The following is a 14,657-nucleotide window of genomic DNA, read 5'->3' as shown; positions in this document are numbered from 1 at the left end:
ATGCTCATGCCACCGCGCGCGGCGAGGTGCGTTCGCCGGCGACGAGGTCGGCGTAGCCGGCCGAACGCAGTTCCTCCGGGTCGAAATCGTCGACCGTGATCGCGTCCAGCGTCAGCGTGCGCAATTCCTCCAGCTGCCTGCGTTCGTCGGCGGTGATCCAGCCTTCGCGCACGCCTTCGTCGAGCTGCGCGTCGAACTCCAGCGCCTCGATGTCGCTGTTCTTCAGCGCCTTGAGGAACTTGCGTTCCACCGGTTCGGCCAGCACGAACTTCGGCAGGTAGCTGACGATGCGCCCGGCCGGGTTGTGTTCGCCCGGAGTGGTGAACACGCCGGCGGCGAGGCGGTCGCGCGCGTCGCAGGGCGTCATCAGCAAGGATGCGACCTTGTGCCCGAGGCGATCGCCCGGCGCCTGCGCGCGGCGGCCCCACGGGAAGATCACCAGCCACAGCAGCCAGCCGATCGGACGGATCGGGAAATTGCGCAGGGCGGTCGAGAGCGCGGTCTCGATCTTGTTGATCGCATCGTGGAAGGCGTAGGCGAGCAGCGGCTGGTCGCCAGCCGGGCTGCCTTCGTCCTGGTGGCGCTTCAGCATCGCGCTGGCGATATACAACTGGCTGAGCACATCGCCGAGCCGACCGGACAGCGATTCCTTGAACTTCAGCTTGCCGCCGAGCAGCAGCATCGAGGTGTCGGCCATCACCGCCAGCGCCGCGGAATAGCGATCGAGCTTGCGGAAATAGCGGCGGGTGTCGTCGTCGCCGGGTGCCGAACCGATCTTCGACGCGGTGAGTCCGTACCACCAGCTGCGCACCGCATTCGAAATCGCGAAACCGATATGGCCGAACAGCGCGGTGTCGAACTGGTCGATGCGCTGCTTCTGGTCCTGCAGCTGCGCGGCCTTCATCTCCTTCATCACCCACGGATGGCAGAGGATCGCGCCCTGGCCGAAGATCATCAGCGAGCGGGTCATGATGTTCGCGCCCTCGACCGTGATCATGATCGGCGCGGCCTGCCACGAGCGGCCGGCGAAATTGCGCGGGCCGAGGATGATGCCCTTGCCGCCGAGGATGTCCATCACGTCCTTCGACACTTCGCGGCCCATCTGCGTGCAGTGGTACTTCGCGATCGTCGAGGGCACCGCGGGGTTCTCGCCGCGCGACACCGCCGCGGCGGTGGCCTGCGACAGCGCGCTGATTGCGTACGCGTTCGCGGCGATGCGCGCCAGCGGTTCCTCCACGCCTTCGAAGCGCCCGACCGACAGGCCGAACTGCTTGCGGATGCGCGCGTAGCTGCCGACCGTGACCGCGCCCATCTTGCTGCCGCCGCTGGCGGTGGAGGGCAGGGTGATGGAACGCCCGATCGACAGGCATTCCATCAACATGCGCCAGCCGTGGCCGGCCATGTCGCGGCCGCCGATCAGCTGCGACAGCGGAATGAAAATGTCCTTGCCGTGGATCGGGCCGTTCTGGAACGGCGAATTCAGCGGGAAATGCCGGCGGCCGATTTCGAGGCCAGGGACGTCACGCGGCACCAGCGCGAGCGAGATGCCGATGTCGCGGCTTCCACCAGCGATGTCGCCGCCGAGCAGCCCGTCCGGGTCGTACATGCGGAACGCGACGCCGATCAGCGAAGCGACCGGCGCGAGGGTGATGTAGCGCTTGTTGAGCGTGAGCTTGAAACCCAGCACTTCCTCGCCGTTCCACTGGCCCTTGCAGACGATGCCGTAGTCCGGGATCGAGGTCGCGTCGGAACCGGCGAACGGCCCGGTCAGCGCGAAGCAGGGCACGTCGCGGCCGTCGGCCAGGCGCGGCAGGTAATGGCGCTTCTGTTCGTCGGTGCCGTAATGCATCAGCAGTTCGGCCGGGCCGAGCGAATTCGGCACGCCGACGGTGGAGCTCACCACCGAGGAAATCGAGGCGATCTTCTGGATCACCTTGTGGTTGGCGAGCGCGGAAAAGCCGAGGCCGCCGTATTCCTTCGGCACGATCATGCCGAAGAACTTGTTGCGCTTGAGGAAGTCCCACATTTCCGGCGGCAGGTCGGCGCGGACGTGGGTGATCTCCCAGTCGTTGGTCATGCGACACAGTTCTTCGCAGGGACCGTCGAGGAAGGCCTGTTCCTCGGCGGTGAGTTCGGGCTTCGGCAGGTCGAGCAACTGCTTCCAGTCCGGCTTGCCCGAGAACAGTTCCCCTTCGAATCCGACCGTGCCCGATTCCAGCGCGGTGCGTTCGGTGTCCGACAGCGGCGGCAACAACTTGGTGTAGAACTTCAGCAGTGGCGGCGTGACCAGCGACTTGCGGATCGGCGCGAACACCAGCGGCAACGCGATCAGCGCGACGATGACCGCGGCCACGATCGTCGCGGCGTGGTTCGCGCCCAACATCCAGCAGCCGACCAGCAGCAACGCGGTGATCCCCGCCCAGATCGCGAGGCGCAGGCGGTGGTAGGCGGCGAAAGCCCCGGCAAGGAGGAAAGCTAGGAAGGGAAGGACGACGCTCATCGCAGGTCTCCGGGAAGTGGTGGGCTCGATGCCGGGCAGGGACTGGCCCGGACTTCACCATACGCACAAGTATGTTTTACTGGCGGCTGGTGTCAACGGCCGCTTTCGGGACAGGTCGTTTCGACTGCATACTCGAACCGACGTCACCGTACGGTAAAATCCCGCCATGACCGGACTCGCCACCCGCCAGGAACCCCGGACCGGGCGCCTCAGCGCCGAGGACTGGGCGCAGGCCGCCCTAGACATGATCGCCGACCAGGGCGTGGCCGCGGTCGCGGTCGAGCCGCTGGCGCGCCGGCTCGGCGTGACCAAGGGCAGCTTCTACTGGCACTTTCCCTCGCGCGACGCCTTGCTGCAAGCCGCGCTGGAACGCTGGGAATCGGTCGAACAGGAAACGGTGTTCGGTACCCTCGAGGCCGTGTCCGATCCGCGCGAACGCCTGCGCGCGTTGTTCCGGGTCGTGGCCCACGAGGTCAAGCCGCACATCATTTACAGCGAAGTGCTGAAGGCGCTCGACCACCCGACCGTGCAGCCGGTGATCGATCGCGTGTCGCAGCGCCGCCTCGACTACCTCACCGCTTCGTTCCGCCAGGCCGGCATGGCCCGCGCCGACGCCCAGCACCGCGCGCGGCTGGCCTACGCCGCCTATGTCGGTTTCCTGCAGCTCAACCTGCAGTTGCAGCAGTCCAAGCTTCCCCACGACGAGTTCGAAGCCTATGTCGAACACGTCATGTCCACGCTCATCCCCCCCATCCCGCCTGCCATGGCGGCCTGAGGTCCTTCCGCATGAACGCCATCGCCAAGCCCGCGCCGACCGCGCTCGACGCCCTCAACGACTGGGTCGCCTCGGTCGCGCAACTGACCCAGCCCGACCGCATCCACTGGTGCGACGGCAGCGACGCCGAGAACGCAGGACTGATCGCGCAGATGCAGGCCGATGGCACCTTGGTCAAGCTCAACGAACAGACCCATCCGGACAGCTGGCTGCATCGCTCGCATCCTGACGATGTCGCGCGCGTGGAGCACCTGACCTTCGTGTGCACGCCCGAACGGGACGACGCAGGCCCGAACAACCACTGGATGTCGCCGACCGACGGCCATGCGCAAATGGACGCGCTATTCGATGGCTGCATGCGCGGCCGCACCATGTACGTGGTGCCCTACTGCATGGGCCCGATCGATTCGCCGCTGTCGCGTTGCGGCATCGAGATCACCGATTCGCCCTACGTCGTCGCCAACATGCGGATCATGACCCGCATGGGCGCCGCGGCGCTGGCGCGGATCGAGCGCGAAGGGACGTTCGTGAAGGGCCTGCATTCGATCGGCGAACTCGATCCCGGGCGCCGTTACATCATGCATTTCCCGGAAGAGCTCACGATCAAGTCGTACGGTTCCGGCTACGGCGGCAACGCCCTGCTCGGCAAGAAATGCCACGCGCTGCGCATCGCCTCGCACCAGGCGCGCAGCGAAGGCTGGCTAGCCGAGCACATGCTGATCCTCGGCGTCGAGAACCCGCAGGGCGAGACGCACTACATCGCCGCCGCGTTCCCGTCGGCCTGCGGCAAGACCAACCTGGCGATGCTGATCCCGCCGGAGGGCTACCGCGAGAAGGGCTGGAAGATCTGGACCATCGGCGACGACATCTGCTGGATGCGCCCGGGCGCGGACGGCCGCCTGTACGCGATCAACCCGGAGGCCGGCTTCTTCGGCGTCGCGCCGGGCACCTCGAAGAAGTCCAACCCGAACGCGCTCGCGTCGATCCAGTCGCACACCATCTTCACCAACGTCGGCGTCACCGCCGACAACCAGCCGTGGTGGGAAGGCATCGGCAACGACCAGCAGCCGGTTACCGATTGGCGCGGCGAAGCCTACGATCCGGCCAAGCGCCCGGCCGCGCACCCGAACTCGCGCTTCACCGTCAGCGCCAAGCGTTGCCCGTCGTATTCGCCGATGGCCGAAGACCCGCACGGCGTGCCGATCAGCGCGATCGTGTTCGGCGGACGCCGCGCCTCGCTGGTGCCGCTGGTGTTCGAGGCACGCGACTGGACCCACGGCGTGCTCGTCGGCGCGGCGATGGGTTCGGAAACCACCGCCGCCGCAACCGGCGCGGTCGGCGTGATGCGCCGCGACCCGATGGCGATGAAGCCGTTCTGCGGCTACAACTTCGCCGACTATTTCAGCCACTGGCTGTCGTTCGACAAGCCCGGCGCGAAATTGCCGAAGGTGTTCCACGTCAACTGGTTCCGCAAGGGCGAGGACGGCAAGTTCCTGTGGCCCGGCTTCGGCGACAACCTGCGCGTGCTGGAATGGATGATCAAGCGCGCGGACGGCGCGGTGGGCGCAGTGGAAACGCCGATCGGTAACCTGCCGGCGGAAACCGACCTCGAGCTCGATGGCGTCGAACTGTCCAGCGAAGCGCGCGCCAAGCTGTTCGGCTTCGACGCCGAGGGCTGGAAAGCGGAGTTCGCCAGCATCGGCGACTACCTCGACGAATACGGCCCGCGCATGCCGGCCGCGCTGAAGGAAGAGCAGCAGCGGATCTCGGGCGCGTTGGCAGGGTGAGCGCTTCGCTGCCGTCGGATGCGCGCAACGAAGTGGAGCGCCATCTCGCCGCCGGCGATTTGCGGCGCGCCCGCGAGACCAGCGCAAGCCTGCTCGAGCGCGATCCGTCGGACATCCAGGCGCAGGTATTGCATGCGTCCGTGTTGATGGCTGGTGGCGACTGGCGCACCGCGGCCGAATTGCTGGCGCCCGCGGCCAACCGCGACGATGCCCCGTTCGCCGTCGCCGCGCGATTCGCGGTTTGCAGCGTCGCGCTCGGGGATCCGAAGGCGGCGCTGCCTGCATTCGGCAAGGCGCTGGCGGAACGCCCGGGTGATTTCGCCCTGCGCCTCGCGCATGGCGAAACGCTGGACGCGCTCGGCGACGGCGATGCCGCGGTGCGGGCGTATTTCCGCGCGATATGCGATGCGCAGAACCAGGGGCAATGGCTGTCCGATGCATCCACGTCGCCGGGTTTGCGCGGGCGGGTGAAACAGGCGATGCAGCGCGTGGACGAAGGCCGCCGCGCGAGCTTCATGCAGGCGCTGGAACCGCACATCGCGACCTACGGGCGCGACAGCCTGGAGCGGGTGATCGAGGCGCTGGACATCCACCTCGGCCTGCGCGCCGCCCCGGCGCGGGATCCACGCCAGCAACCCAAGTTCTTCTGGATGCCGTCGCTGCCGCCGACCACGTTCTTCGATCCGAAGCTGTTCCCGTGGTACGAGGCGCTCGAGGCGCAGGCCGGCGCCATCCGCGACGAAGCGCTCGCGCAGCTGCGCGAAGCCAGCGGCCTCGAACCATTCCTCGGCGACCTCGACAAGGCGGTGGAAGCGGAATTCCTGTCCGGCGACGAGCAGTCCCGCGCCTGGGACGCGTTTTTCTTCTTCCGCCATGGCACGCGTTTCGACGAGCACCATGCGGCGTGCCCGCGTACGTCGGCGGCGCTGGACGCTGTACCGCTCACCCGCATCCGCGCGCATGCGCCCGAGGTGCTGTATTCGGTGCTCGCGCCGCGATCGCACATCACCGCGCACCACGGGGTGACGAACACCCGCGTGGTCACCCACCTGCCGTTGCACATCCCCGACGGGGATTGCGCGCTCGTGGTCGGCGCGGACACGCATCGCTGGCGCCAGGGCCGCTGCATCACCTTCGACGACAGCATGCTGCACGAGGCCTGGAACCGCACCGGCGAAACCCGCGTGGTGATGATCCTCGATACCTGGAATCCGCACCTCGAGGAGCCGGAGCGGGTTGCACTGAAGGATCTCGTCGAACGCATCGGCGATTTCAACGCCGCGGCGACGGGCGCGCACTGACCGCGGGTCAGAACATCATGTAAGTCGACAGGATGTACTTGTTCCCGCTGACCGGGGGCAGGCCCGCATGCTGGAACATCCAGTACGGCGGGAACATCAGCAGTCGGCCGGCGCGCGGGGCCACCTTGCAGTCGAGGCCGCAGAACTCGGTTTCGCCGCCGACTTCCACGTCGTTGAGGTACCACAGGAAGACGAGGTAGCGGGCGCAAACCACGTCGATGGAATCGAAATGCGGCTGGAAGCGTTCGTCCTCGCCCGGTCGGTAGCGCTTCATGGTCAGCTTGTCGGTGCGCGGCCGCAGCGGCACCGGGATCGGAAGCCCGATGTCGGCGTTGTAGTGCGCCAGGCTGGATTCGACCTGCTGCAGGAAGAACCCGCGCATGGCATCGTCGGCCAGCGCGCCCAGGTTGACCTCGGTCCAGGCGCTGTCTTCCAGCCCTTCGCGGACCCCGCGCCCGTTCCTGCGCTGCGCTTCCACCGTCTGTTCGAACCCGGCGACCAGCTGCGCGCAGAATTCCGGTTGCAGCGCATCGTCGTAGACGCGGATGTAGTGGCGCAGGTCGTGGATCATTCCAGGCTCAGGGAATAGCCCCAATGGTCGGCGATGGGCTTGAGGATCGGCAACACCGGTTCGAACCAAGGCCGATAGCGTTCCCAGCGGGCGACTGCCTTCGTGTTCACCGGCTCGATGACCTGCGAATAGCTGGGCGTACCGATGTAGCCCTTGCGCCGGGCCGCTTCGGAGAATTCGGCCAGGTGGTGCCGATCCGCGATGCCGAGGAATTCGGCGATGCGGCCGACCTGGCGATCGAAGTCGCCCACCGTTTCCTCATAGCGCAGGTCGAGGACCTCCGCCTGCAACAGTGCCTGGTGGTCGATCCAGAATCGCATCATGTCGACGTAGCCTTGGGCGAGGGTCTCGAGGTTCGAGCACAGCACCCGGAACATGGGCGAGCGGAAATCCTGCATGTAGCAGCTGAGGATGACGTCACACGGGTGGCGCAGCGCCAGGATGATGCGCGCATCCGGGAACATGCGCCGGATCAACGGCAGGCGCAGGATGTTCAGCGGATTCTTGTCCACCAGCGTCTGGCCCGGGCCGACCTTGGCCACGCGCGAGACCGATTGCCAGTAATCCGCGCGCAGTGCTTCCATGTCGCGATCCGACGGTTCGCCGATCTGGTGCGGATAGTTGAATCCCGCGCGCTTCACCAGTTCGACGCAACGATCGAGGAATGGCTGCTCGTCCATCGACACGAATCCAGGATGCGCATCGAGCATGTTTTCGAGCATGGTCGTGCCCGAACGCGGGAAGCCGACGATGAACACCGGCGTGGCGATGCCGGCTGGATGGGGCCTGTCCACGAAGAGCGCCTGGCCCGGGGTCATCCTTTCCTTCACGACGGGAAGGGGTTGCCAACCCGGCTGCGAGATCTCGGGCATCATTTCGCGCGCCAGGGCCATGTGGATGGCATGGGCTTCCGCGAGCAGGCGCATCGTTTCGTCCGGACGGGATTGCTTGTCCGCGATCGCTGCAAGGGTATAGAGCGCATTCGCCCGCGCGGTCGGCGCCGGATCGAGCGACAGCAGTTGTTCGGTCAACGTCCGTGCCTCGTCGTAATCCTTGCGGCGCATCGCCAGGATCGAGCCGACGGTAAGGGCATCGGCCTGCGATTCGAGTCCGATGCCATCCAGGCGTGCATGCAGGCGGTCGAACAACGCCTGCGCCAGGCCGAGGCGGTTCGTGCGTTCGTAGAGCAATGCAAGCTTGGCGAGCACGTCCGGATCGTCGGAATCACCTTGGCCGGATTCCAGCAGGCGCTCGGCTTCGGTGGTGCGCCCGACCCGCATCAAGGCCATGCCGAGGTCGTGCCTCGCCTCCGCATCCAATGCATGCCATTCGCCGGGGGGCGGAAGCAGCCGTTCCGCACGCACGATGTCTCCGCATTCGAAGCAGGCGGATGCAGCGTATATCCGGGCCTCCGCTTGGGAAGGATCGGCTTCCACGGCATCCAGGAAGCGATGCCGCGCCGCGCCGAAACGACTCATGTCCATCAGCAGCAGGCCGTAGTTCAACAACGCGCCATAGGCGCGTGGCGCGATCCGGAGCGCCTCGAGGAAAGCTGCCTCGGCTTCCTGTTGCCGGCCGGTGAGCCTGAGCATGTAGCCGAGGTTGGACCAATAGTCCGGGACTTGCGGTCGGATGGCTGTGAGTTGGCGAAAGGCGTCCGCGGCGGAAACGTATCGGCCGGCCGCGTGCTCGCTCAGCGCGAGCAAGGTCAGCGCAGCCTCGTGGGCAGGCGTCGATTGCAGGAATGCCCGCGCATGGGACGACGCGCCGTCGAAATCGCCTGCTTGGTAGGCGGCATGCGCCGCGGCCAGCGGAGTGTCGTCCATCATGCGCGCCAAAAGAAAAGGGCCGCATGGTTTCCCATGCGGCCCCGAAGTCTAGCAGTAGGACGTTGGATCAGAACTTGACCGTGTAACGGCCGAAGAAGTAACGGCCGATCGTGTCGAAGGTGCTCACGTCGGTGTTGGCGTTCAGCACGTTGTTCTGGAACATCATCGGCGGCTGCTTGTCGGTCAGGTTGTCCACGCCCAGCTCGATCGTCGAATTGATCTTGGGCAGGGCGTAGCTGGCCGAGACGCCGTGCGTGATGTACGAACCATAGTCCTTCGAATAGCAGAAGACCGGATCGTTTTGGCAACCACCGTCAGCACTGGCGATTGTGAATCCCCCGACGTAACGCAAGCGGTAGGAGGCAGACCAGTCACCCTTGTTCCAGTTGGCGAACAGGCGGCCGCGCACGCGCGAGTAATTACCGAAGTCCTTGTTGAAGATGCCAGCCAGGGGCACCGTGCCGCCTCCGACGTCGACGTCGTACTGGGCGATGTAGGTGCCGTCGAAGCCGAAGCTCCAGCTGCCCCACGAGGTGTCGGGGAGCTTGTAGCGCAGCGCCAGGTCCCAGCCCTTCGTATCGAGACGACCGAGATTGACGGTTGGTTGGCTGACGTATTGGACCTGGCCGTTGCCCTTGCGGTGGATGAAGCCGCAGAACGGACTGGACTCGTCGGCGTAGCAGGCATCGACTGCCGTCTGCGCGCCGATCGTGGTGATCAGGTCGTTCAGGTAGATGCGCCAGTAGTCGACGCTGACCGAGAAGCCGGGCAGCCAGTTCGGGTCGTACACCACGCCCCAGTCGAACGACTTGCCCTGTTCCGGCTTCAGCTGGTAGCCGGCGTACGCCGAACCGGACACCACGCCCGTGGACTGGCTCAGGCCAGTGGACTGGGTGCCACCGGCCGGAATAGCGGTTGCGCCGGTCGGAGCGCCGCAAGCATTCTCGTGGTTGAGCGGCGAGCCGGTCGCGCCGTATCCGACGCAGGGATCGACGAACTGCGGTGCATTGCCGGCCGGGCCTGCGAACACGTCGGCGATGGCCGGTGCGCGGAACACTTCCGCGACCGTGCCGCGCAGCAACAACTCGTCGAGCGGGCGCCATTCCACCTGCAGCTTCGAGCTGGTGTTGTTGCCGAACAGGTCGAAGTCCGAGTAACGCGTGCCGAGGGTGACGTTCAGGGACTTGGCGAACGGCACGTCCTTGAGCAGCGGCAGGAACAACTCGCCGTACAGTTCATTGGAAGTATAGGAACCGCTCACCGGCGAGCCGCAGGCTTCCTGGGCGATGAAGCACTGGCCGCTGGAATCGGCGATCGTGATGAAGTCGACATCGCTGCGCAGGTATTCCTTGCGCCACTGGGCACCGAACGCCAGCTGCGCGGCGCCGGCCGGCATGTCGAACAGCTCGCCTGAGGCATTCGCCTCGATGCTCTTCATGATGTAGAGCTGGCTGCTGAGCGGGTTGGCCGTGTACTGGCCCAGCGTCGCGATGGTCTGCGGATCATTGATGTTGAAGATGTTGAGCGGCGTGCAACCTTCGATCACGTTGCCGGCGGTGCCGCACTTCACGACGCCGTCGGTGTCCATGAACGAGGCGCCGAGCGCATCGCGCAGGCCTTCGTAATAGACATAGCCCCTGGTCAGCGAGGACTGGTTCTGGTGGCCGTAGTTCAGCGCCACGTCCCACTTCCAGGTGTCGCCGAGGAAGCCTTCCAGGCCGGTCACGAACTGGTCGGTGACGGTGTTGAAGAACGCCGCGCGCTGGCCCAGCGAGGTGAAGCGGGTCAGGAACTCGTTGTCGTCGGTGTCGCTGACGGGACCGAAGTTGACGCCGAACGGGTTGTAGTAGTTGTCCTTCGAGATGACCACGCCATCGCTGTCGGCGTCGAACGGAAGCGCGGCGATGCCGAAGTTCGCGGAGGTCTTGTTGTGGTAGTACTCGATGAACGCGCTGACGTCGTCGGTCAGCTGGTAGTTGCCCAGGAAGAACGCGTTGGTGCGCTCCTGCGGGGTCTGGATCAGGTTCGCACGCTGGTAGTTGTAGGAGTCGGCGCTCGCCGCATAGCAGCGGTAGTCGGCGGTCGAGGAACCCGTGGCCCCGGGGATGAGCGTGACCGAGCCGCAACCAAACGAATTGCCTTCGGGCAGGTAGATGCGGCCGCGCGGGTTGCGGCCGGAGCCGATCGAGCCATTGAGGCCGACGATGCTGCCGCCGTACAGGTACACCGCATTCTTGGAGTAGTCGCGATCGGCGGAGGAGATGCCGTCGAACTGGTTGTAGTTCACGCCGGCGATGACGTTGCCCTTCTCGCCGGTCTGGCCGAAGGTGAACGAACCGCCCGTGCGCTGGCCGTCGCTGCGGCTGGAAATGCCGTAGTCGACCGAGGCCTGCATGCCGTCGAAGTCCTTGCGCATGATGAAGTTCACCACGCCCGCGACCGCGTCCGAGCCGTACACCGACGAGGCGCCCACGGTCAGCACTTCGATGCGTTCCACCGCCGAGGCCGGGATCGAGTTGACGTCCGCGCCGCCGTCCGTGCCGCCGATGTGCAGCATGCGACGGCCGTTGATCAGGACCAGGGTGCGCTGCGAGCCGAGGCCGCGCAGTTCCACGGTCGAGGCGCCGGTGCCGCCGCCGTTGTTGACGGTCGGGTTGGTCGCCGCGCCGGCGATGTTGGGCAGTTCCTGCACCAGATCGCCGATGGTCAGCTTGCCGGTCTTCTCGATCGCCTGGCGGTCGATGGTCACGACCGGGCTGGCGTTCTCCGCATCGACGCGGCGGATGCGCGAACCAGTGACTTCGATGCGATCCAGGGTCTTGGCCTGGTCGGCATCCGTGGCCGGGGCCGGCGTGGTCGCGTCCTGCGCGAATGCAACACCGGTACCCGCGAGGGTGGTAACGCCCACGGCGAGTGCGAGGGAAATCGCATCGCGGAGCTTGGTGGTCTTCAGGGTCATCTCTCTCTCCAGGTGAGTCTTGGTGTTTCCCATGGGAACCTCACCGACAGGGTCAAGAAAGACGCCAAATGCGGTCAGGCCAAGGCCGATAGTAGCCGGCTTCGGAGAGAAATTAAAGTGCCGTTAAACGGCGCAGGAAACCCTTTCAGGACAAGCACTTGCCCGTGCGACTCAGGTCACAGATCCTGCTCGTAGCGGATATAGGGCACGGCACCATCGTCTGCCTGCCCATCGCCGTCGGTGCCCAGCGAGAAGGGGTTCTTGCCCCGGGTGATGACATTGTCCGCACCCACCGAAAGCTGGCCGCTCCAGGGAGTGCGCCAGGTGAGGCCGATACCGAGCCCTTCCCACTTGGACTGTCCGGGGGTATCGGTGACATGACCGACGATATTGGCGCTGAAGGCGCCGATACCGCCGGCCAAGGTCATGGACCGGGTGGTGAACCGGTCCGGCAGCAGGCCGCTGGCCTGGGCATCGAGATAGGGCACGAGCCGCGCCTTGGCCACGGTGCCGGCAATGGAAACGTAGCCTTCGCGCGGCAGTGATTTGCGCGCGAAGACGGTCAGGTCATTGATATCGACCTTGGTGGAACCCGAGCCGGGTGTCAGCCATGCGGGCAGGGTGTCGCGGCCATCGCCGACACCGACGCCGAAACGCGCGCCGCCGCGGGAAAACGCAGCGGTTGCGGCATTCCGTCGCGAACTGCCGTCCGTATCCAGAGACGCGAGCAGGCAGTTGTTGGCAAGGTTGCCGATCGCGCTTGCGATGCCGCTCTTGCGGTCGCAGAGCAGTGCGAGCGAATCGCCGGCGTCGAGGCCGAAGGTGGCATCGAGCGAACTGTTGCCGAAACGGAAACGCCCGCCGGCCTCGGCAGCCGTCGTGGGTTCGAGCACGAGCACGGCCTCGACCTTGCCGCTGGCGTTGTTCCAGACCGGCAACACCGCCGTGTCCGCGACCGGCGCGGATTGCGCGCGCGCGCCGCTGGCCACGCCGAAGGCGAGGAGCAGGGCGAGCGACAGGGACAGGCGACGGGACATGGCGTGGATGAGACTCGGCGGAAGCCGGCAAGTTCCTCGGATTCAGGCGCCTCGAGCTTAGCCGATTTATGTTTCCTTAACAACTGGCACGGCACGCTCGGATCGCGTCACTGCAAGGTCGCCGGGGCCCCGTTCGTCGCCTGCGGCGCCGAGAACAGGGCTGCAGCCTCGGCTGCCCCGAAGTTGTAGGCCTGGCCGCAGAACTCGCAGCGGATCCCGGCAGTTCCGCCACCGGCTTCGACCGCGGCATCGACCTCTTCGCGGCCGAGCGAAACCAGCATCGCGGCCACGCGTTCGCGCGAGCAGGAGCAGCCGAAGCGCAGCGAACGACGGTCCAGCCATTGCGGCGCGTCCTGGTGGAACAGGCGATGGACCAGCACATCGGCCGGTTGCGCCAGCAGCTCGGCGGGACCGAGTGTGTCGAACAGCAATGAAGCCCGGTTCCAGCCGTCCGCGTCGCCGCCGTCGCCAGGCCCGCCGTCGAAAGGCAGCTTCTGCAGCATCAGCCCGGCCGCCCGGTGTTCGTCGGCGGCGAGCAGCAATCGGGTCGGCAGCTGTTCGGACTGGCGGAAATAGCCTTCGAACGCACCGGCGAGCGTATCCGCGGACAGCGCCACCAGGCCCTGGTAGCGGATCGGTTCGCGCCCGCCCTTGCCCGGGTTTTCGATGGTGATCGCCAGCACGCCGCCCGGGACGGCCTCGCCCAGGTCGCGCGAAACCGCTCCTTCGCCGAGCTGGACGATGCCGCGCAAGGTGCCCGCGGCGGTGCATTCGGCGAACAGGGTGCGCAAGGCGCCATCGCCCCGCAGTTGCACCGACAGGCGCCCGTCGACCTTGGCGTGGCCGGTGAACAGGGCGGCCGCGGCCGCGGCTTCGCCGAGCAGTTCGGCCGCCGCCGGCGGATATTCGGCACGCCCGCGGATTTCGCGCCAAGCTTCGTCCAGCCGCACGTGCACGCCGCGTACGCCGGCATCGGGCAGGAGGAAGCGGCCGAGCTGGTCGGGGGCGGCATGCATGGTCTTCTCGGACATGGCGGGGTTCGTGTCGGTGCTCGGCATCGGGATAATGCGCGTTGCGATGGGAGTCGACGAAATGGGGCCGGCGACGTGGATGCGCAAGCGAACGTGACGAAGGCCGGGGCCGTGGCGCGCAAACGCCGGCGCTGGCTGCATTGGTTGTGGAAACTGCCGCTGCTGTTCCTGCTGGTCAGCTTTTCGCAGGTGCTGGTGCTGCGCGTCATCGATCCGCCGTTCTCCAGCTTCATGGCGATCCGGCAGATGCAGGCGCTCGCGCATGCCGACTGGTCGTTCCGCATCGCCCACGACTGGCGCGATCTTTCCAGGATCTCGCCGAACCTGCCGCTGGCGCTGGTCGCGGCCGAGGACCAGAACTTCGCGCGCCACCACGGTTTCGACTTCTCCGCCATCGATAAAGCCCGCGCACACAACGCGCGCATGGTCGAGCGCGCCGAGAAACGCGGCACGCCGGTGCGACGGCTGCGCGGGGCCAGCACCATCAGCCAGCAGACCGCGAAGAACCTGTTCCTGTGGGCGGGCAACGGCCCCACGCGCTGGCTGCGCAAGGGCCTGGAGGCCTGGTACACGGTGCTGATGGAAGCCCTGTGGCCGAAATCGCGCATCCTCGAGATGTACGCGAACTTCGCCGAATTCGGCGACGGCATCTACGGCGCGCAGGCGGCGGCCCGCAGTTTCTGGGGCGAGGATGCATCGCGGTTGTCGTCGGCCGAAGCCGCGCGCATGGCGGCGGTGTTGCCGAATCCGCGGCGTTACAGCGTGGCCCGGCCGGGGCCGTATGTGCAGCGCCGCGCGAACGCGATCCAGCGGCAGATGCGTGCCATGGGCGGAACCGCGTCGCTGGGCGCGCTGGAATGAAGCGGC

At 66.5% G+C, this 14,657-nt stretch carries 10 protein-coding genes; 4 read left to right on the top strand and 6 right to left on the bottom strand.

Features of this window, described 5'->3' with window-relative positions; translation table 11 throughout:
* Positions 1-4 precede the first annotated feature (4 nt).
* On the bottom strand, positions 5-2,500 hold the full coding sequence (locus FNZ56_RS06625; protein ID WP_143879080.1) for an acyl-CoA dehydrogenase: 2,496 nt from the start codon (positions 2,498-2,500) through the stop codon (positions 5-7).
* Between the two features lie 166 nt (positions 2,501-2,666).
* Between FNZ56_RS06625 and FNZ56_RS06620 the strand changes: the two genes are divergently transcribed.
* Genes FNZ56_RS06620 through FNZ56_RS06610 form a run of 3 tightly spaced genes read left to right on the top strand, consistent with a single transcriptional unit; the run spans position 2,667 to position 6,363 of the window.
* Complete coding sequence (locus tag FNZ56_RS06620; RefSeq protein WP_143879079.1) at positions 2,667-3,275, top strand: TetR/AcrR family transcriptional regulator; 609 nt, start codon at positions 2,667-2,669, stop codon at positions 3,273-3,275.
* An 11-nt stretch (positions 3,276-3,286) separates the two neighbouring features.
* Complete coding sequence (locus FNZ56_RS06615) at positions 3,287-5,062, top strand: phosphoenolpyruvate carboxykinase (GTP) (RefSeq protein WP_143879078.1); 1,776 nt, start codon at positions 3,287-3,289, stop codon at positions 5,060-5,062.
* The gene (locus FNZ56_RS06610; RefSeq protein ID WP_143879077.1) at positions 5,059-6,363 is read left to right on the top strand and encodes an aspartyl/asparaginyl beta-hydroxylase domain-containing protein; all 1,305 of its coding nucleotides are present in this window, start codon (positions 5,059-5,061) and stop codon (positions 6,361-6,363) included. Before FNZ56_RS06615 ends, FNZ56_RS06610 begins: the two co-directional genes overlap by 4 nt.
* A 7-nt stretch (positions 6,364-6,370) precedes the next feature.
* Here FNZ56_RS06610 and FNZ56_RS06605 read toward each other — a convergent pair whose 3' ends face one another.
* From FNZ56_RS06605 to hslO, 5 genes are all read right to left on the bottom strand, one after another.
* Positions 6,371-6,934, bottom strand: coding sequence for a 2OG-Fe(II) oxygenase (locus FNZ56_RS06605; protein ID WP_143879076.1), 564 nt, complete (start codon positions 6,932-6,934; stop codon positions 6,371-6,373).
* Positions 6,931-8,760: a tetratricopeptide repeat-containing sulfotransferase family protein gene (locus FNZ56_RS06600; protein ID WP_185970676.1), complete on the bottom strand. Its 1,830-nt coding sequence runs from the start codon at positions 8,758-8,760 to the stop codon at positions 6,931-6,933. The genes FNZ56_RS06605 and FNZ56_RS06600 overlap by 4 nt, the downstream gene beginning before the upstream one ends.
* A 70-nt stretch (positions 8,761-8,830) precedes the next feature.
* Positions 8,831-11,722 (bottom strand): TonB-dependent receptor plug domain-containing protein, encoded by a 2,892-nt coding sequence (locus FNZ56_RS06595; RefSeq protein WP_143879074.1) that lies wholly within the window; start codon positions 11,720-11,722, stop codon positions 8,831-8,833.
* Between the two features lie 176 nt (positions 11,723-11,898).
* Complete coding sequence (locus FNZ56_RS06590) at positions 11,899-12,759, bottom strand: XOO1806 family protein (RefSeq protein WP_143879073.1); 861 nt, start codon at positions 12,757-12,759, stop codon at positions 11,899-11,901.
* Positions 12,760-12,866: 107 nt separating this feature from the next.
* Positions 12,867-13,775: an Hsp33 family molecular chaperone HslO gene (gene hslO, locus FNZ56_RS06585; protein WP_143880295.1), complete on the bottom strand. Its 909-nt coding sequence runs from the start codon at positions 13,773-13,775 to the stop codon at positions 12,867-12,869.
* Positions 13,776-13,901: 126 nt separating this feature from the next.
* On the opposite strand from hslO, the gene mtgA reads away from it, so the two are divergent.
* Positions 13,902-14,651, top strand: coding sequence for a monofunctional biosynthetic peptidoglycan transglycosylase (mtgA, locus tag FNZ56_RS06580; RefSeq protein ID WP_246064755.1), 750 nt, complete (start codon positions 13,902-13,904; stop codon positions 14,649-14,651).
* Positions 14,652-14,657 lie beyond the last annotated feature (6 nt).

The organism is Lysobacter lycopersici (assembly GCF_007556775.1).
In the GTDB taxonomy this organism is placed as follows: domain Bacteria; phylum Pseudomonadota; class Gammaproteobacteria; order Xanthomonadales; family Xanthomonadaceae; genus Pseudoluteimonas; species Pseudoluteimonas lycopersici.
Note: the sequence above shows the minus strand (reverse complement) of the source record. Positions and strands in the feature narration are given on the sequence as shown.